At 58.2% G+C, this 19,237-nt stretch carries 17 protein-coding genes; 4 read left to right on the top strand and 13 right to left on the bottom strand.

All coding sequences use genetic code 11. The features are described from left to right. Positions 1 to 12: 12 nt before the first annotated feature. From ACYVI2_RS15025 to ACYVI2_RS14980, 10 genes are all read right to left on the bottom strand, one after another. Positions 13 to 888, bottom strand: coding sequence for an ABC transporter permease (locus ACYVI2_RS15025; RefSeq protein WP_415819901.1), 876 nt, complete (start codon positions 886 to 888; stop codon positions 13 to 15). A gap of 93 nt (positions 889 to 981) precedes the next feature. Beyond that, positions 982 to 1,794 (bottom strand): ABC transporter ATP-binding protein, encoded by an 813-nt coding sequence (locus tag ACYVI2_RS15020; protein ID WP_415819900.1) that lies wholly within the window; start codon positions 1,792 to 1,794, stop codon positions 982 to 984. Continuing rightward, on the bottom strand, positions 1,795 to 2,841 hold the full coding sequence (locus ACYVI2_RS15015; RefSeq protein ID WP_415819899.1) for an ABC transporter substrate-binding protein: 1,047 nt from the start codon (positions 2,839 to 2,841) through the stop codon (positions 1,795 to 1,797). A 2-nt stretch (positions 2,842 to 2,843) separates the two neighbouring features. Next, positions 2,844 to 3,746, bottom strand: coding sequence for a TauD/TfdA dioxygenase family protein (locus ACYVI2_RS15010; protein WP_415819898.1), 903 nt, complete (start codon positions 3,744 to 3,746; stop codon positions 2,844 to 2,846). Positions 3,747 to 3,858: 112 nt separating this feature from the next. Next, a complete protein-coding gene (locus ACYVI2_RS15005; protein WP_415819897.1) occupies positions 3,859 to 5,058 on the bottom strand; it encodes a M20 aminoacylase family protein in 1,200 nt (399 codons plus the stop codon). A gap of 101 nt (positions 5,059 to 5,159) precedes the next feature. After that, the gene (locus ACYVI2_RS15000; protein WP_415819896.1) at positions 5,160 to 6,227 is read right to left on the bottom strand and encodes an ABC transporter ATP-binding protein; all 1,068 of its coding nucleotides are present in this window, start codon (positions 6,225 to 6,227) and stop codon (positions 5,160 to 5,162) included. Further along, positions 6,227 to 7,267 carry an ABC transporter ATP-binding protein gene (locus ACYVI2_RS14995; RefSeq protein WP_415819895.1) on the bottom strand — a complete coding sequence of 347 codons (1,041 nt, stop codon included), beginning with the start codon at positions 7,265 to 7,267 and terminating at the stop codon, positions 6,227 to 6,229. Before ACYVI2_RS14995 ends, ACYVI2_RS15000 begins: the two co-directional genes overlap by 1 nt. Positions 7,268 to 7,280: 13 nt before the next feature. Then, on the bottom strand, positions 7,281 to 8,213 hold the full coding sequence (locus ACYVI2_RS14990; RefSeq protein WP_415819894.1) for an ABC transporter permease: 933 nt from the start codon (positions 8,211 to 8,213) through the stop codon (positions 7,281 to 7,283). After that, positions 8,210 to 9,184 carry an ABC transporter permease gene (locus ACYVI2_RS14985; protein ID WP_415819893.1) on the bottom strand — a complete coding sequence of 325 codons (975 nt, stop codon included), beginning with the start codon at positions 9,182 to 9,184 and terminating at the stop codon, positions 8,210 to 8,212. Before ACYVI2_RS14985 ends, ACYVI2_RS14990 begins: the two co-directional genes overlap by 4 nt. 18 nt (positions 9,185 to 9,202) lie before the next feature. Next, positions 9,203 to 10,789: an ABC transporter substrate-binding protein gene (locus ACYVI2_RS14980; RefSeq protein ID WP_415819892.1), complete on the bottom strand. Its 1,587-nt coding sequence runs from the start codon at positions 10,787 to 10,789 to the stop codon at positions 9,203 to 9,205. Positions 10,790 to 10,902: 113 nt separating this feature from the next. Here ACYVI2_RS14980 and mnmE point away from each other — a divergent pair, with 113 nt between their 5' ends. Continuing rightward, positions 10,903 to 12,261 carry a tRNA uridine-5-carboxymethylaminomethyl(34) synthesis GTPase MnmE gene (mnmE, locus tag ACYVI2_RS14975; protein WP_415819891.1) on the top strand — a complete coding sequence of 453 codons (1,359 nt, stop codon included), beginning with the start codon at positions 10,903 to 10,905 and terminating at the stop codon, positions 12,259 to 12,261. Between the two features lie 51 nt (positions 12,262 to 12,312). On the opposite strand, the gene ACYVI2_RS14970 is transcribed toward mnmE, so the two are convergent. Together ACYVI2_RS14970 and ACYVI2_RS14965 are read right to left on the bottom strand one after the other, a co-directional pair. After that, complete coding sequence (locus tag ACYVI2_RS14970; protein WP_415819890.1) at positions 12,313 to 12,762, bottom strand: sel1 repeat family protein; 450 nt, start codon at positions 12,760 to 12,762, stop codon at positions 12,313 to 12,315. A 60-nt stretch (positions 12,763 to 12,822) separates the two neighbouring features. After that, the gene (locus ACYVI2_RS14965; RefSeq protein ID WP_415819889.1) at positions 12,823 to 13,569 is read right to left on the bottom strand and encodes a sulfite exporter TauE/SafE family protein; all 747 of its coding nucleotides are present in this window, start codon (positions 13,567 to 13,569) and stop codon (positions 12,823 to 12,825) included. A gap of 95 nt (positions 13,570 to 13,664) precedes the next feature. On the opposite strand from ACYVI2_RS14965, the gene ACYVI2_RS14960 reads away from it, so the two are divergent. The 3 genes from ACYVI2_RS14960 to ACYVI2_RS14950 all read left to right on the top strand — a co-directional run bounded on the left by ACYVI2_RS14960 (position 13,665) and on the right by ACYVI2_RS14950 (position 17,428). Continuing rightward, positions 13,665 to 14,576: a LysR family transcriptional regulator gene (locus ACYVI2_RS14960; protein WP_415819888.1), complete on the top strand. Its 912-nt coding sequence runs from the start codon at positions 13,665 to 13,667 to the stop codon at positions 14,574 to 14,576. A gap of 244 nt (positions 14,577 to 14,820) precedes the next feature. Continuing rightward, positions 14,821 to 15,633 (top strand): formate/nitrite transporter family protein, encoded by an 813-nt coding sequence (locus ACYVI2_RS14955; RefSeq protein WP_415819887.1) that lies wholly within the window; start codon positions 14,821 to 14,823, stop codon positions 15,631 to 15,633. Between the two features lie 49 nt (positions 15,634 to 15,682). Then, the gene (locus ACYVI2_RS14950) at positions 15,683 to 17,428 is read left to right on the top strand and encodes a protein kinase domain-containing protein (protein ID WP_415819886.1); all 1,746 of its coding nucleotides are present in this window, start codon (positions 15,683 to 15,685) and stop codon (positions 17,426 to 17,428) included. Between the two features lie 29 nt (positions 17,429 to 17,457). Here ACYVI2_RS14950 and ACYVI2_RS14945 read toward each other — a convergent pair whose 3' ends face one another. Then, positions 17,458 to 19,221, bottom strand: coding sequence for a monovalent cation:proton antiporter-2 (CPA2) family protein (locus ACYVI2_RS14945; protein ID WP_415819885.1), 1,764 nt, complete (start codon positions 19,219 to 19,221; stop codon positions 17,458 to 17,460). Between the last annotated feature and the right edge of the window lie 16 nt (positions 19,222 to 19,237).

Genomic DNA, 19,237 nt, shown 5'->3' with positions numbered 1-19,237 from the left:
AAACTGATTGATCTAGCGTTGCATGCCCCAACGCCGTACCGTGACGCGTTCCAACGTATTGAACACGAGATTCTCCACGGCCAGCCCTATCAGTACCACCGCGGCCAAGCCCGCAAACACGCGATCGGTATAGAGCTCATTGCGGTTCTGGAATATGTACCAGCCCAGTCCGCCTTTGCCGCTAGAAGCACCAAACACCAGTTCCGCCGCAATCAGCGTGCGCCAGGCAAAGGCCCAACCGATGCGCAATCCAGCCAGAATCGCAGGCAGCGCCGCAGGAATCAGAATACCCAGGACATACCTCGGTCCCTTCAGGCCATAATTGCGCCCGGCCATGCGCAAGGTTTCTGGCACCGCCTGAAATCCCGAATAAATATTCAATGCCAGCGCCCACAGCACGGAATGAATCAGCACGAACACCAGGCTGCCTTCGCCCAGGCCAAACCACAACAAGGCCAGAGGCAGCAAGGCAATCGCAGGCAAAGGATTAAACATGGCCGTCAGGGTCGACAAGATATCCCGTCCAACGCGCGTCGACACGGCCAACGTGGTCAGCAGGAATGCCAACACAATGCCTGCAACATAGCCCTTTAAAAGCACGGCCAGCGATTGAAACGCACGGGCCGGCAACTCACCATCGATCATGCCCTGTGCAAAGGCCTGAGCCGTCTGCCACGCGCCTGGCAACAGCAAATCATTGTCGGTATAGCGCGCAGCAGCCTCCCATACCAAGGCCAACACCAATAAGATCAGCGTCTTGCGAAACGCCGCATGTTGTCGCAGCCGCTCAAACCAGGACAGGGGGGTTTCTGCCGTTAAACCCGGCAGAGGAGGCAAGACATATTCAACTTCGGGGCGCACCACGGCGCCATCCGCACGAAGCGTCATGGCAGATTCCTTTTATCCAATAAAGGCGCGAGGCCCATCAGCGCTGGGATGCGACGCCTCGCAACCGACAACCCGCCGACACCACCTCGTGGATCAAGCGGCACGCCGCTGCGCTTGATGCTCGGCATGCTGAGGTGAGGGCACATCAAACAACAAATCGTGAATACGCCTCGTGGCTGTTTGAAATGCCGCCGAACCTTGGCTATGCAACGCAAATTGATGGGCGTTCAGTTCCGCGCGCACGCGCCCCGGATGCGGTGACAACAGCAGTATCCGATTGCCCAGCACCAGCGCTTCTTCGATGGAGTGCGTCACGAACAACAGCGTGAAATTTGCTTCTTCCCAGAGTCCCTGCAGTTCTTCTTGCATCTTGCGGCGCGTCAACGCATCGAGCGCAGCAAAGGGTTCATCCATCAACAGAACACGCGGCTGCATGGCCAGCGCACGGGCAATGGCCACGCGCTGCTTCATCCCGCCCGACAGCGTATGCGGATAGGCATCGGCAAACGCCGTCAAACCTACCTTGTCCAAGTAATGCAACGCGCGCTCGCGCGCCTCTGCGCGGCCCAGTTTGCGCGTGGCGACCAACGGAAACGCGACGTTGTGCAACACCGTCTTCCAGGGAGGTAATTGATCGAACTCCTGGAACACAACGATGCGATCAGGTCCCGGACCAGAGACAGCCTTGCCATCCAGCAATATCTGTCCGGCTGCAGGCGGTACAAAGCCAGCAATCGCCTTGAGCAATGTCGATTTCCCACACCCCGATGCGCCCAGCAAAATGTAGCGATCGCCGTCATACACATCGAAACTGACTTCGTGCGTAGCGCGCACGCGGCGCTGCGGCGTCTTGTATTCCAGCGTCAGATCGCGAACCTGCAGCAACGGAGCGTGGGCGGTAGACATTCAGCTTCCCTCGCCAATGGCGGGATCTTCGAAGAAATAATCACGCCAGCTCACAGGCGCATTCTTGATCGCACCGATCTGATGCATGAACTTTGCCAGGCCCAGCGTATTGTTCGGCTGCAGCGTGAATTTCACGTCGGGATTGGTAATGACCTTGATCAGGAAATCGCGATCCAGCTTGGCACCCGTGACACGGATATAGGTGTCGGCCGCCTCTTGAGGGTGAGCCGTCACGTACGTCGCTGCCTCTTGCAAAGCTTGCAGAAAGGCACGATACGTCTTGGGGCTGTCGTTGCGGAATTTTTCCGTAGCGAACAACACTGTTGATGATGCCGGGCCGCCCAATACGTCGTATGAGTTCAGCACGATATGCGCCTTCGGATTTTCAGCCAGCTCCTGGTCTTGAAAAGGCGGATTGCCAAAATGGGCAGAGATCTCCGTTCCGCCGGAGATGATGGCCGCCGTCGCATCAGGATGTGGCACGGCGACCGAGATCGCATCCAGCTTGGCGTATTGGTCATTACCCCATTGCTTGGCCGAAGCCAGCTGCAAGACTCGCGATTGCACTGACACACCCACCGCGGGGACCGCGATACGGTCCTTGTCGGTAAAGTCTGCGATAGTTTTTACGGCCGGGTTGTTCGACACCAGGTAATACGGAAAATTACCCAGCGACGCCACGCCCTTGACGTTCTGCCGGCCATGCGTGCGATCCCAGATCGTCAGCAACGGACCCACGCCCGCTGCAGCAATATCCACACCGCCCGAGAGCAGTGCATCGTTGACCGCCGCACCGCCCGATAATTTGACCCAATCGACTTTGATGTCTACACCGGCTGCCTTGCCGTGCTTCTCAATCAGTTGCTGATCACGTGCGACATTCAACAGCAAATACACCACGCCATACTGCTCGGCAATCCGCAGGCGGCCTTCTTCCGCCACCGCAGGCGTGGGCGAAACGAGCGCCATGATCGCGATCGCGACGGCAAGCAAGCCTGCACCGACGGCGCGGCCCACACGTTGTTTAAGAATATGAGTCATGGCCATGGTCAGAACGGCGTGTCGCCTTCAATAGTGGTTCGGTAGAGTTTGCGGCGCAGATGCGTCGGGGTGCCTGCCGCCAAATGGATCAGCGACCGGTTATCCCAGAACACCAGATCATGTTCGCGCCACTGATGGCGATAAATATGTTCGGGCTTGACGCTGTGGGCAAAGAGTTCTGCCAGGATCTGTTGGCTTTCGTCCTCAGGCAGCCCCTCGATGCGGGTAGTGAAGCCTTCGCTGACGAATAGCGCTTTGCGCCCCGTTTCAGGATGCGTACGCACTACGGGATGCGCGACTTCCTTGACCTGTGCGAGCTGCTCTGGGCTGAGCGTCGGTCGCCAATTTGCCTCTTTCTGCATCTGGCCGTACTTGGCCAGATACGAATGCACCGCTTGACGGCCATCGATAGCGTCGCGCAAGTGCGCAGGCAGCGAGTCGTAGGCCACGTGCATATCGGCAAAGAGCGTATCGCCGCCCTCGGACGGCAACTCTTGCGCATGCAGCAGCGAGCCCAGGCTGGGCAGCGGCTTGTACGAGATATCGGAATGCCAGTATTTGCCGGCATCACCCAAGCCCACCGGTTTGCCGTCTTCGACGATGTTCGAGACGATCAGGATCTCGGGATGCCCGGACAAGTGAAACTGATGCAGTACATGAATCATCAGCTTGCCAAAACGGCGGCTGAAATCGATGTGCTGCTGGGGAGTAATGCGTTGATCGCGAAACACCACCAGATGGTGATCCAGATGGGCGCGATGCACACGCGCAAAGTCGCTGGCGTTCAGCGTGCAGCCTAGATCAATGCCAACGATCTCCGCGCCGATCCCGCCGGGCAGAGGCCGAACCTCGAATGCCTGCGCAGCGTCGTCGACTTCATCAAGGCGTGCCGCGTTGCTACGTGTAGACATGGATTGCTCCGGTATTCAGAGCAATCCATTATGCAAAAGGCTTATTCAAACCCAAACGACGTTATCGGAGTTTAATCAGATCACTTTGTCATATGGGTTTGGAGTTATTAACTTATGCCTTTGCCAAAAATTTCTCGACCAGCTTGACCCAATACGTTGCACCGACCGGCAGCAATGCATCGTTAAAGTCGTAGTTGGGGTTATGCAACTGGCATGGACCCATGCCGTGATAGCTGGCGATCCGGTGGTCCCCATCGCCATTGCCTAGAAACAGGTAGCAGCCCGGGACTTTTTCCAGATAAAAAGAAAAATCCTCGGCGCCCATGAACGCCGGAATATCGCAGTTGACCTGCTCGTCGCCAAACACCTCGCGTGCGAGGTCTGCGGCAAACTTGGTTTCTTTTTCCCAATTCACCAGCGGCGGATATGCGCGCACGAAATCCAGCTCGCCGGTGGCGCCATATACCTGGGGCAGCGTCGTCGCGATGCGGCGCATTCCGTCTTCGATTTTGTCGAGCACATCCACGGTATAGGTGCGCACGGTGCCCCGCAATACGGCATCGCCGGGGATTACGTTATACGCGTCTCCGGCGTGAATCTGCGTGATCGTCAGCACCGCCGATTCCAAAGGATCCTTGCTGCGCGAAATCAAGGTCTGCAAAGCGTGCACCATGTCGGCCGCGATGATGATGGGATCTACCGCGTTATGCGGCTGTGCGGCATGGCCGCCCACCCCACGGATCGTGATATCCCAGCGGTTGCTCGACGCCATGGCCGGTCCGCTGCGAAAACCGAACTGATTGACCGGCATGCCCGGCATATTGTGCAAACCAAACACGGCGTCACACGGAAAACGGTCAAAAAGACCGTCTTCCATCATGGCGCGCGCGCCGGCGTTGCCGCCTTCTTCGGCCGGCTGAAAAATAAAATGTACCGTGCCGTCGAAATTACGATGCTTGGACAAATACTCCGCCGCTCCCAGCAACATCGTCGTATGCCCATCGTGGCCACAGCCATGCATGCGGCCTGCGATCGTCGATTTATGCTCAAAGCGGTTGTGCTCCGGCATCGGCAAGGCGTCCATATCGGCGCGCAACCCCAATGTCTTGCCGCTGTTGCCTGATTTCAGCACGCCCACCAGACCCGTTTTGCCCAAGCCCGTATGCACCTCGATCCCAAAGCTGCGCAGGCGCTCGGCAACCAGTGCCGAGGTCCGCGTTTCCTGGAAAGCCAATTCCGGATGCGCATGGATATCACGTCGCAAAGCGGTCAGGTCAGCATGGGCACGTTCGATTTCGTCTAGAGTTTTCATGGCAGAAGGTAAACAAAATAAAAGGGGTTAGATCCCGTAGGAATCCGCATCCGATATCAAATTTTCAGCACGGCGGGCATACTGCGACCGGAGGCCAGCCATCATCCCGACGGCAAATGGCCCGCTGGCGCGTCATTCAAATGGCAGGCGCTGGCGTGACCTGGCGCCACCGCACGCAACAGCGGCCGCTCCGTGCTGCAACGCGGCATCGCATGCGGGCACCGGGGATGAAAGGCGCACCCAGCCGGAGGCGCCAGCGGCGAGGGTAGTTCGCCCTTGATCGGCCGGTAATCGCGCCGGCCGGGCCGCAAATCCGGCAGTTCTTTCAGCAACGCCTGCGTATAGGGGTGATTCGCCCGGGAAAACACCGCGTCGGTCGAAGCAATCTCGACGATACGCCCCAGATACATAATGGCCACGCGATCCGAGATATGGCTCACCACACTCAGATTATGGCTGATAAACAGATAGGTCAAATCCAGCTCGTGGCGCAATTGGGCGAACAGATTCAACACCTGGGCTTGAATCGACACATCCAGGGCCGCCACGGCCTCGTCACACACGATCACCGACGGCTTTAACGCCAACGCCCGCGCAATGCCGATACGCTGGCGCTGTCCTCCGGAAAACTGGTGTGGATAACGCTGAGCATAAGTCGGGTCCAGCCCCACCTGGCTCATCAGGCCCGCGACATAGCTGGCCTTCTCTCCCGAGCGGATCAGGCCATGCGCCACAGGTGCCTCGCCGATGATGTCGACCACCCGCATACGGGGGTTCAACGAGGCGTACGGATCCTGAAAAATCATCTGCACGCTTAATTCGTACGCACGCCGTTGCGCCGCCGACATCTGCGTCACAGGGGTTCCCTGGTAATCGATCTGTCCCCCTGTCGGCCGCAAAATTCCCGCCACCATCCGGCCCAAGGTCGACTTACCGCAGCCGGACTCGCCCACGATGCCGATCACCTCGCCTGGATAAACATCCAGATCCACCCCAGCGACCGCCTGTACCACCAGCGTTTTCAGGCCTGCGCCAAACAAGTTCGCAATACGGCCCGCCAGGTCGACCGGCTGGACAAAGTGCTGCTCGACCTGCCGCAACGACAAAATAGGCACGGTATTGGCGACAGACACGCTGGAATCCGGTGGCACGAGTTCAACAGTCTGCACTAGCGTTCTCCTGCATGCCAGCAACGTGCCCAATGCCCGGGCCGATGTTCCACCGCCTCGGGCGCCTGCGTACAGGCATCGGTCGCGCGATGACAGCGCGTGCGAAAGGCACAGCCTTGCGGCAGATTCAATAACGAGGGCGTCATGCCAGGTATCGGGTCCAGGGGCTGGCCGCGCGTGTTCGGTGTGGGGATAGACGCAATCAAGCCATGCGTATAGGGGTGCAGGGCATGGCTGATCACGGCCTCGGTCGTTCCGGTTTCTACGACACGGCCCGCATACATGACCGCCACACGGTCTGCCAATCCTGCCACGACGGCCAGATCGTGAGTAATCCAGATCAGTCCTGTCCCCGTCTCGCGGCACAGCTTCTGCATCTCATACAGGATCTGTCCTTGAATCGTCACATCCAGTGCGGTGGTCGGCTCGTCCGCGATAATCAGGCGAGGCTCATTCAACAACGCAATCGCGATCGCCACCCGCTGCCGCATACCGCCCGACAATTGATGAGGATAGGCACGCAATCGTTCCTGAGGCGAGGGGATGCCGACTTTGGTCAAGACCTCCAATGCACGGGCCTGTGCTTGCGTGCGGCTGACGCGCCGATGCGCCAGCACCGTTTCTATCATCTGCGTATCTACGCGCAATACGGGATTCAGCGTCATCATCGGATCTTGAAAGATCATCGCGATATCGTTGCCGCGCAGCTCGCGCCAGCGTTGTGCCGATGCCTGACGCAAGTCTTCGCCGTTGAAACGGATCTCGCCTTCGACGACCCGGCCAGGCGCATCAACCAGACCCAACAAGGAAAAACCCGTGATGCTCTTGCCCGAACCGGACTCCCCGACCAATCCCAGAATCTCACCCGCTCCCACCGACAGATCCACACCGTCGACGGCCTTGACCACTCCCGCGCGGGTGAAGAAATGCGTTTTCAGTCCACGCACCTCCAACACCGTCCTGCCGTCACGGTTCGCAGCACTCACAGGGGCCGCTATGGGAGCACTATCGCGATGGTCAATGGTCGTTTGAGAGCTCATAGTCGTCCGCTGCTCAAGCCGCGTTATGCGGATTCAATACATCACGCAGATGATCGCCCACCAGATTGATGCCGATAATCGCAATGGCCAGGGCGATGCCGGGAAAGAAAGAAATCCAATACAGTCCCGACAGCAGATATTCAAAGCCATTGGAAATCAACATCCCCAGCGAGGGTTCCGTCACCGGCACGCCTACGCCCAGAAACGACAGCGTGGCTTCCAGGGCAATGGCATGCGCCAAATCGATCGTCGCAATCACAATGAGCGGCGGCATGCAGTTGGGCAACACGTGGCGAAACAACACGCGCCCCCAACCCAATGACATGCAACGGGCGGCCTCGACATATTCCTTGCCGCGTTCGACCAGCGCGGCTCCGCGCGCTGCGCGTGCAAAGTAGGCCCACTGCACCACCACCAGCGCAATGATGACCTTATCCACACCCTTGCCCAGGATAGCCAGCAAAATCAAGGCCACCAGAATCGCCGGAAACGACAACTGGATATCCACAGCCCGCATCAAGAATGCATCGATGCGGCCGCCAAAGTATGCAGCGATCAAGCCGACCGTAGCGCCGATCGCAAATGCCGCCAGCACGGAAATCGAACCGACCATCAGGCTCGTGCGCATGCCATACAGAATCGCCGAGAACACATCCCGCGCCTGACCGTCGGTACCCAACCAATAGGTCATGCTGCCATCGCCACTCACGCTGCCGGGCGGCAATTTGGAATCGAGGATATCCAACGTGGCAATATCAAAGGGATTCTGCGGTGCGATCCATGGCGCGAATATCGCTGCGCCTACCGTCAACAGCAGCAGCACGACGCCGAACAGCGCCAATTTACTGGCACAGAAGTCCGCCAGAAACCGGCGCAGCGGCGTTTCCACCCGCGCGACGGGCGCAGATGTTGTCGTTGTCTCGACAGGGGAAACCGGCGTCGTCATGTTCGACGCTCCAGACGTACGCGCGGATCCAGCACGGTATAGATAATGTCCACCACCAGATTCAGGATAACCAGGAAAAATACAATCAACATCAGATAGGCCACCACCACAGGGCGATCCAGATTGATGATGGAATCAATCAGCAGCTTGCCCATGCCTGGCCAGGAAAATACCGTTTCTGTCACGACAGCAAACGCCACGACCTGCCCAAACTCCAGCCCCGCAACGGTGACGATCGGAATCAGGATGTTCTTGAGCAAATGCACGCCTAGCACACGCTTTTCCGCGAGCCCTTTGGCACGCGCAAACTTGATGTAGTCCATGGGCAGCGCCTCGCGCGTGGCCGCCCGTGTGACGCGCACAATCATGGCGCATTTGGCCAATGCAATCGTGGACGCCGGCAAGATCAGGCTCGCCCATCCATCCAGCGTCAACACGCTCAGCGGCACGCCCAACACCGACACCGTGTCGCCGCGCCCGCTCGCCGGCAGCCACCCCAGCGTGACGGCAAAGAGCATGATCAACATCAAGCCGACCCAGAAATTAGGCAGGGAAAATCCCAGCACCGAGCCCGTCATGATGGCGCGAGAACCTACCGCCTTGGGCCGCAAGCCCGCGACGATGCCTAGTGGCACACCGATCAGCACAGACATCAGCATGGCCACACAGGCCAGCTCGAGCGTGGCCGGCATGCGCTCCAGGATCAGGCGCATCGCCGGCTCGCCCGTCAAAAAGCTATTGCCAAAATTGCCCTGCACAGCATGACCGATGAACACCAGATACTGCATCCACAACGGCTTGTCCAAGCCCAGCGATACGCGGATTGCTTCACGCTGCGCATCGGTCGCCTCGGGGCTGGCCAACATCGAAATCGGATCGCCCACCAGATAAATCCCGGTGAACACCAACGCCGACATGACCAGCAGCACGATCAGCGTCTGCAACAGCCTGCGAATAATAGTGGCCAGCACGTCGATGCGACTCCTGGCTTACTTCTTTACGGTCGCGTATTGCACCAAGGTAGTCTGATCCGGCCGGCCCTGGTAACGGACATCGTCCTTCATCGCCCATACGGACAGCTCAAAGTGCAAGGGCAGCAGGGCATAGTCATCCATCGCCATATTGCTGGCCTGTTGCAGTAATGCCGAACGCTTGGCGTCATCCATCGTCCCGGCGGCCTCACGCGCCAACTTATCCATCTCCGGGTTCGAGTAACGCCCGCGGTTGGTCGTACCCTCGCCCGCATCGGGATTACGCGTCATCAGCAACGAGGCCAAGGGGTTCAACATCTCGCCACTGGTTACCGACCAGCCCGCCAGATAGGCGCTGAATTCATAGCTGTCGCGCTTCTTGAAAAACACCGAGGGCGCCAAGGCTTCGACGTTGGTTTTGACGCCAATGCGCGACCACATGGACGCCACGGCCTGCGCGACCTTGGAGTCATTCACGTAGCGGCCCGACGGCGCACCCAAGGTGATCGCAAACCCATCGGGATAACCGGCCTCTTTCAACAGGGCCTTGGCTTTCTCTACATCCGCCTTCGGCGCCTCGGCATGCTCTTTAGACGAACCGAACATGGGATAGGGCAGCATATTGCCCGCGGCCTTGGCCACACCGCCCATCACGCGATCGACGATGGCATCGCGATTGATGGCCAGCGACAGCGCCTCGCGCACACGCTTGTCTTTCAGCGGATTTTTCTGCAGGCCCGGGATGCCCGGCGTAGGTTCGGCGAATTGATCCATCGCCACATACATCACGCGCACCGATGGCGTTTCTTCGATGTACAGCTTCTTGTTCTTTTTCAGATTGGCCAGATCATCCGTTGGAGGATCTTCGATCAAGTCCACATCCCCGGCCAACAACGCCGCCACCCGGCCCGCCGCGTTGGACATCGGGCGATAGATCACCCGATCCCATGCAGGCGCAGGGCCCCAGTAATTTTCATTGCGGGCGAAGACCAGCTCAGCACCACGCTTCCACGACACGAATTTATAAGGGCCCGTCCCCGCCAGCCCGTTGCCGCCGTTGAGTTCTGTCGTGGTTTTACCTTCGGGAGCGGGTCCGGATGCCGCCGTCTTGGACAGAATCGGCAACTGCGCCAAGTTGATCAGCAGATTTGGCGCAGGTGACTTCGTCGTGATGCGCAGCGTCAGCGGATCCACCGCTTCGGTCTTGGCCACCGAGCCCAAATACAAAGTAAACGGCGACGGACTATTCGGAACCTTTGGGATGCGATCATAGCTAAACACGACATCGTCGGCCGTAAACGGCGAGCCGTCCGAGAACTTGACGTTCGGGCGCAGCTTGAAGGTCCAGACGTTCCCGTCTACCGTCCAGGACTCTGCCAAAGCAGGGATCGGCTGCAGCTTGGAATCCGAGCGCACCAGAGGATCGAACAGCGTTTGAGAGATCTGCGTATTGGGCGTCAACGCATGGTATTGCGGATCCATCGAGCTGGGCTCGGTCTTGAGTGCCACCACCAGATCGCGCGCAACAGCGGAACTCATCGCCCCCAGTGCCATTACAGCCGTCAATGTCCCGCCCGCCAATAAACGTAACCAATGTGACGCCATCGTGCTCTCCCTAGCCTGTGCTGTAGGTTGGACTGCCTAGGGCACATTAACCAGCAAACAGGCGCGTGCGCAACAGTTATATTCCCTTATTGCCGTCTTGAATGAATCCCCCCATGTCCTTATCCACACAGGTCCCCATCGCTGCCATCGCCACCGCGCCAGGCCGCGGCGGCATTGGCGTTGTCCGGGTTTCCGGCCCCGATTTATCGGCCCTGGCACGCCGCCTGTTCAACCGCGAACTCACACCGCGTCACGCCCATTATTTGCCCTTCACCGCAGAAACCGGCGAACACCTGGACGAAGGCATTGCTATCTATTTCCGCGCTCCCCAGTCTTATACGGGCGAGGACGTACTGGAGCTGCAAGGCCACGGCGGGCCGGCCGTATTGCGGCGCATCCTCGATCGCTGCCTGCAGGCGGGCGCGGACATGGGCGTGCGTTTGGCCGAGCCTGGCGAATTCACTCGCCGCGCCTTTCTGAACGATCGCATGGATCTGGCCCAGGCCGAGGCTGTTGCCGATTTGATTGATGCCTCATCAGTAGCCGCGGCGCGCGGCGCCATGGCCTCGCTGTCAGGGGAATTCTCGGCGCAGGTCAATGCACTATCGGATCGGATCATTCACCTGCGCATGCTGGTCGAAGCCACACTGGATTTCCCCGAAGAGGAAATCGATTTTCTAGAGAAATACCAGGCACGTCCCACGCTGGAGGCGCTGGCGGCAGACCTCGCCACATTGATCGCGCAGGCGCGCCAAGGCGTCATCCTGCGCGAAGGGCTGCACGTCGTACTGGCGGGCAAGCCCAATGTGGGCAAGTCCAGCCTGCTCAACGCGTTGGCCGGCGACGACATCGCCATCGTCACGCCGATCGCCGGCACCACCCGCGACAAGGTCGTGCAGGAAATCCATATCGATGGCGTGCCCCTGCACATCGTCGATACGGCCGGCCTGCGCGAGACCGACGACACCGTCGAGAGCATCGGCATCGCCCGCACCTGGAAAGAAATCGAACGCGCCGACGTCATCCTGCATTTGCAGGATGCAACCCAACCGGCCGACGAACTCGACGCGCAAATCGTCGCCCGCCTGCCGGCACGCACACCCTTGTTGACGGTATTCAACAAGGTGGACCTGCTCGATACGCCTTTCGTGGCGGGCCCTCAGCAGTTAGGTATCTCTGCCCGCGAAGGGGTAGGGCTGGACGCGCTACGCGACAAGCTGCTGGCCTTGGCCGGCTGGAACCCCGGCGCAGAATCCCCCTGGTTGGCCCGAGAACGCCACGTACGCGCATTACAGGACGCGGCCGAACACTTGACCACTGCCACCGAACACGCGGCCCAGGATGACCGCGTATTGGATTTGTTCGCCGAGGAGTTGCGCCTGGCGCATGACAGCCTGAGCAGTATTACGGGACGGTTTACCAGCGATGATTTGTTAGGTGAGATTTTTTCCAGTTTTTGTATTGGAAAGTGATTCGCCTTTCCGGCCGGTCGAATCGAATCTCGCTCTCCATCGCGGGCTCGGCTACCTTTCCCTGGCGAAACAAATCTCCCGCTGCAGCGGGAGATCGCGTAAACCGTTCAAGATCATGTCCTGATGCTTTGCCACCGCGCTGCCTTGCTCGGTGGCCCGCCGGCTCCAATGAATCGCCTCACACAGACCGCCCGAAATCGAATCCCCATACAACACCGGTCCCGCCAACAACACGCTAGCTAACATTTCCTGGGCAGGCAGGTCTCCGGCATAGCCTGCTTGTCGCAGCAATATCAACATCGCAGGGTAATCCCCCACACTCCTAGCTTCCAGGGCGAGCTGGTAGGCCTGCTCTGGTGTAACGGATGTATGCTCGGCCGCTTGCGCGTGCGTTCCGGCGTACAAGGCGAGACTCGCCGCCAAGCACCATTGCATCAACGCGTGGACTCGACGCGATCGGCTGTCACGTGCAGTCCGATTGAGAAACGATACTGAGATCATGGAAATCTCCTTGTCGAAAATTAGACTTAGCAGATCACGGCGCAAACCGCATGTCACCGATCAAAAGAACGGCCGCGATGCCAACTCGAACCCCAGCACCGCCAAGAACATCAAGAAGCATTGTTTAAACCGCTTGGGACTGATCCGTGCCCGAACTTTCTGCCCAGCCCACATGCCTATCAGCGCCGGAACGATCGCCAACGTGGAAACCCCGAGTTGGTTCAGATGAAATGCGCCATGCACCATCAGGCCAGCCGCCAAAGCCATGGTGGACACGGTGAAGGACAGCCCCAGGGCCTGAACCAATTCGTCTTTATCCAAACCAAGTGCCTGTAAATAGGGCACCGCCGGCATGACGAACACTCCGGTCGCGCCGGTAATCGCTCCCGTTACAACGCCGATCACGGGCGACAACCAGGGTTCTGCCCGCACAGAGACAGACAGGGCAGGGCCGAGCAGGGCGTATAACGCATAGACGATCAACGCCACACCCAGAGAGAATGCGGACCACAATGGGTCGACCCGCACCAATAGCGCAGCGCCGCCCACTGTCCCCACCACAATCGCCAGCATCATCGGCCACAACCGGCGCAGCAAGCGTGCCGTTGCCGGACCGGACAATAATTGCCAGACATTGGTCACAAATGATGGGATGACCAATATCGCGGCGGCTGCCGCAGGCGGCATAACGGTGCCCAACAAGCCCATCGCTACGGTAGGCAGTCCCATGCCTGTAACACCCTTGACCAGCCCAGCCGCCAAAAAGGTCAACGTGAACCAAAAATAGAAATTCGCAGATTCATTCATGCTCCTATTGGAGTCTCACTCGCAACTTGGCACAATGCGGTTTTCGGGTACTTGCCTTCGGATTATCCGAAGGCAAAAAGACAGCAGGAGACACCATGCGGCTCGATCTGGCGGATCTTCATCTATTCCTTTGCATCGTGGATGCGGGCAGCATTACCCGAGGCGCCGCACACGCCAATCTGGCGCTGGCCTCTGCCAGTGAACGGCTGCGCAACATAGAGGCCGATGCGGAGGTCCCCTTGCTGCAGCGCCATTCACGCGGTGTGATCACCACCGAAGCAGGCGAAGCGCTGGCTCATCACGCCCGCCTGATCCTGCGCCAACAAAATCTGCTCAAAACCGAGCTGAAAGACTTTTCCACAGGCGCGCGCGGCACCTTGCATCTCTATGCCAACACGGCCGCGCTCACCGAATTCCTGCCACCACGGCTCGCCCCCTGGCTCGCCGCACGTCCTCGATTGCATATCGACCTGAAAGAACGCACCAGCACCGAAATCATCACCGCCATTACTGCCGGTCTCGCCGAGGCGGGCATCGTATCCGACGCCGTAGACGCCCCCGGCCTGCAACGGCAACCCATCGCAAAAGACCACCTCGTTCTGATCATGCCTGCCGGACATCGCCTGGCACACCAGCGCAATCTCCGCTTGACGGACATTCTGCATGAATCTTTTGTCGGACTGGCTCCAGGCAACGCACTGCAAGACCACATCAACCAATATGCCCAGGCGGCAGGTAAACCCCTGAACCTGCGGATCCGTATGAAAACCTTTGAGGGGCTCTGCGAGATGGTGGCTCATGGTGTCGGCATGGGCATCGTTCCGCAGACGATTGCGCAACGCTATCGTCGCAAACACGACTATCGCACCGTCGTGCTAGCCGAAGACTGGGCGTGCCGGCAGCTGTGTGCGTGCTTTCGGGACTGGCGCGAATTGTCTGCGCCGATGCGAAGCCTCCTCGCTCATCTGGGTGCAGTCCCGAACTCGCCTCACATCGGTGCATCGTGATGCACCATTTGTGGTCCTGCGCACCACATTGAGGAATGCCTTCAGACAAGGTCTTTTGTGACATTGGTTCTTCGATAGCCGGGATGAATTCCGTCGCACTGGCACGCTTGTTGCTTGATCTCTGACGCCGAATACCGTTTGGCATCACGGCTTGTTCCTATCCCAAGCAATAGCACCTTGGCCTTTGCGGTCCGAGCATGCTTCTTAAACGACAGAATCCGTTTGTCCGCTACAGGAAACCAATATGTCCTATCTGGCTCCTTCAGAGTTCGTCACCAAGATGGTGGATGCAGGCGAATCGAAGATCTACATGGCAACGCGCGACGCCTTGATCCGCGCCTGCATGGCAGGCGCCATCCTCGCCATTGCTGCGGTATTCGCCGTGACGATCAATGTGCAAACCGGTTCTCCCCTGCTGGGAGCTGCCATGTTTCCCGTGGGCTTTTGCATGTTGTATTTAATGGGATTCGATCTGCTGACGGGCGTCTTCATGCTCACCCCGCTGGCTTGGTTGGAAAAGCGTCCCGGGGTGACTCCCGGCGTCATCCTGAAACACTGGGGCGTCGTCTTCATTGGCAACTTCATCGGCGCACTGACCGTCGCCGTCCTCATGGCCATTATTTTTACTTATGGGTTTTCCATTCCTGCCGGTAAGGTCGGTGAAGTCATCTCGCACATCGGTGAAAACCGCACACTGGGCTACAAGGAATACGGCGCGGCCGGCATGTTGACGATTTTCATCCGTGGGATCCTGTGCAACTGGATGGTGTCGCTGGGCGTGGTTGGCGCCATGATCTCTACCAGCGTCAGCGGCAAGGTCATCGCCATGTGGATGCCCATCATGCTGTTTTTCTATATGGGTTTCGAACACTCGGTGGTCAACATGTTCTTGTTCCCATCAGCGTTGATCCTGGGTGGAAATTTCTCTGTCATGGATTATCTGATCTGGAACGAAATTCCGGTGGTGCTGGGTAACCTGGTCGGCGGGATTTCGTTGACTGGGCTGACGCTATACACCACCCACATGAGAACCGCCCCCAAACGCCGTTTTGATTGATCGCAATACCGATAATCGCGTCATCGTCAAAGATACCGGCTCACCGCCCATGGATCGCGCGAACACAGGTCCTGCCGTCACCCAATTGCAGGTGACGACAGGCCAATATTCGGATCGTGGCCGCAAATCCGGTAACCAGGATTTCCACAGCCTCTGTATTCCGGATCGGCCCTTGCTGCACACCAAGGGCATTGCGGTCGCTCTGGCCGATGGCATCAGCAGCAGCGACGTCAGCCATATCGCCAGCGAAACCGCTGTCTCCAGTTTCATCGAAGACTACTACTGCACACCGGAAACCTGGTCTGTCAAAAAATCCGCCCAGCGCGTTTTACACGCATCGAACGCCTGGCTGCATGCACAGACGCGTCAAAGTCAGCATCGTCACGATCAGGATCGCGGCTACGTATGCGCGATGAGCGTACTGATACTGAAATCCACAACCGCGCATCTATTTCATATCGGCGATGCTCGTATTCTTCGCTTGCGCCATGGCGCCGTCGAACAACTCACAGAGGATCATCGAATCTGGGTCGCACACGACAAGAGCTATCTCAGCCGTGCACTCGGCATGTCTCCCCATGTGGAGATCGACTATCACACACAGCGTCTCGAAATAGGGGATGTGTTTGTCCTGGCCACAGATGGTGTCTACGAACATATCCACAGCGACAACATCATCAACGCCATCACGACCCACCCCGATGCCCTGGATAACGCTGCCCAAGCGCTGGCAGAACTCGCCTATGCCTGCGGCAGTGTGGATAACTTGACGGTCCAAATCGTACGGATAGATGCGCTGCCCGCGGCCGATGCCAGCGAAATGGCTTCTCAGGCCAGGACCTTGCCCTGTCCGCCTCTATTGACGGCAGGCATGCTATTCGAGGGCTTTCGCATCATTGAAGAGTTACACGCCAGCAGCCGCAGCCACGTCTATCGTGCCATAGATCTCGATACCGAAAACCACGTCGCCATCAAGATACCCTCGTTAGACTTGCGTCACGATCCCGTTTATCTGGAACGGCTGCTGATGGAGGAATGGATCGCCCGGCGTATCGATAGCCGCCACGTGGTCAAAGCCTGGCCACAAACGCATCCGCGTCAACACCTGTATACCGTCTGTGAATATCTGCACGGCATCACGTTGACGCAATGGATGGCAAACCACCCCGAACCCGCGCTCGAACAAGTTATCCACATCGTTGAACAGATCGCCAAAGGCCTGCAGGCCTTTCATCGGCAGGAAATGGTGCATCAGGATCTGCGTCCTGAAAACATACTCATCGACGAACAGGACACCGCCCGAATCATTGATTTCGGTTCGACGCAGGTTGCCGGTATCGCGGAAATCGCCACGCTCAACGATACGCCTCACATATTGGGTACTGCTCAATACACTGCGCCTGAATACTTTGTGGGAGAGTCCGGCTCGACAGTTTCCGACATTTATTCCCTGGGTGTGATTACTTATCAAATGCTGACGGGCCGTCTACCCTACGGCACACAAATCGCCAAAACCCGGACGCGCGCGGCACAACGCTATTTACGGTATGACTCCGCGCTGGACGAGCACCGCGCCATTCCCACCTGGGTAGATCGCGTTCTCAGCAAAGCAGTCCACCCCGACCCACAATCGCGTTATCAGGAATTGTCAGAGTTCGTCTATGCCTTGCAACACCCGCATGCCAGCATCGACAACACGTATGTCCCTTTGCTTGAACGCAATCCGCTGGCGTTCTGGAAAGGCCTGAGCCTGATGCTGGCGATCGTGATCATCGCGTTGTTGGCGTTACGCTGAACCACCGTGGATCACGATCGCCAGTGCATTCAATGTGTCGACTCTTTGGACTGATTATTCAGCAATAAAGCACGCCCTGCGAATAGTCCGCCGTTGACTTCCAGTTGGAAACGTTCGGCATCGCGTTTACGGATTTCATCCGCAATTTCTTCTGCGGCTTCAGGTGTCGCGCCCAAAGCCTGCGTGGCCTGCCTGCCCAACACCATTGCAGACTCAAACGTTTCGCGGACCTGAAAATCTACATCCACTTTATGCAGATCCAGTGCGTGCTCACGATCAAAAGCACGCGCCAACACCACAGAATGCGGACACATGGCCTTGATGCGTTCGACCATTTGTGTCACCGTGTCCTTGCCGTCCGCGCAGATCAAGATCGCTTGCGCGTTCTTTGCTCCAGCAGCATGCAATACATCGGTACGCGTGCCGTCACCGTAATACACCTTGAACCCGAACGTGGCGGCGCTACGTATCATTTCCGGGTCATTGTCGATGATGGTGATTTCAGCCCCCATCGCCAACATATGTTGGCTGGCAATTTGTCCCACACGGCCAAACCCGATCACCAGGGCATTCCCGATCTGGTCCTCTGGCGCCTCCAGATCGTCAGTGGATAGATTCGTACGCGGCATCCAGCGTTTGTGGATCAACACCACCAACGGCGTCAGCGCCATCGACAGCACCACGATGGCCGTCATATTGGCATTGACGATGGGATCGATGACACCATTGGCCAATGCGGCGGCAAACAAGACAAAAGCAAATTCGCCCCCTTGTGCCATCAATATGGCGCGATCTATTGCCTCTGCACGAGTGCTTTTAGCCAATCGCGCGGTCCAATAAATACACAATGCTTTGACCAGCATCATGGACAGCACCCCGGCCACGATCAGCGGGGCATTCTGCGCCACGACCGTGAGGTCCAGCGACATGCCCACACCCAGGAAAAACAGACCTAGCAGCAGGCCGCGGAAAGGTTCGATATCCGCTTCCAGTTGATGACGGAAAGTCGATTCCGACAACAAGACGCCGGCGAGAAATGCCCCCATCGCCATGGATAGGCCACCCCATTGCATCAGCAATGCAGCGCCCAGCACCACGAGCAATGCCGCCGCGGTCATGACCTCTCGAGCTTTGGCACGCGCCAGCAAGCGAAACAGCGGATTCAACAACCATATGCCCGCGACGACCAATGCCGCGACGGAACCAACCCCTATCCCGATATCGATCCAGCGCGATTCGGCTGTCGCGACTTCTTGATGCGCACCGGGCGGCGCAATAAACGCCACCAATGCCAGCAATGGCACGATCAGTAAATCTTCCAGTAGCAGGATGGAGACGATTTTTTGCCCACGAGGTTTTGCGATATCACCACGCTCACCGAGCAACTGCATCACGATGGCGGTAGAGGTCAAGACAAACCCCATGGCACTGATGAACGCCACGGCCAGCGGAAACCCGAACGCGACCCCTACGCCTGTCAACAGCAAGCCGCAAATCAATACCTGCAGACTGCCCAGACCAAATATCTCATTGCGCAGCCCCCACAAGTGCGATGGACGCATCTCCAGACCGATGATGAACAGAAACATCACGACGCCTAATTCAGCCGTGTGCAATATCGTGTGGGGATCCCGAAACAGACCCAGGCCAAACGGACCGATCACCAGGCCGGCTGCCAGATAGCCCAAGACCGATCCTAAACCCAAACGCCTAAAGATCGGTACCGCCACGACTGCCGCGCCCAGCAGCACGACCACCTTGGCCAGTTCGCTTGCGTCGCCTTCTACTGCCATGAAATCCCCTTGTCCG

Source organism: Bordetella tumbae (genome assembly GCF_054780995.1).
The sequence above is the reverse complement of the archived record's forward strand: the minus strand, read 5'-3'. Positions and strand labels throughout refer to the sequence as shown.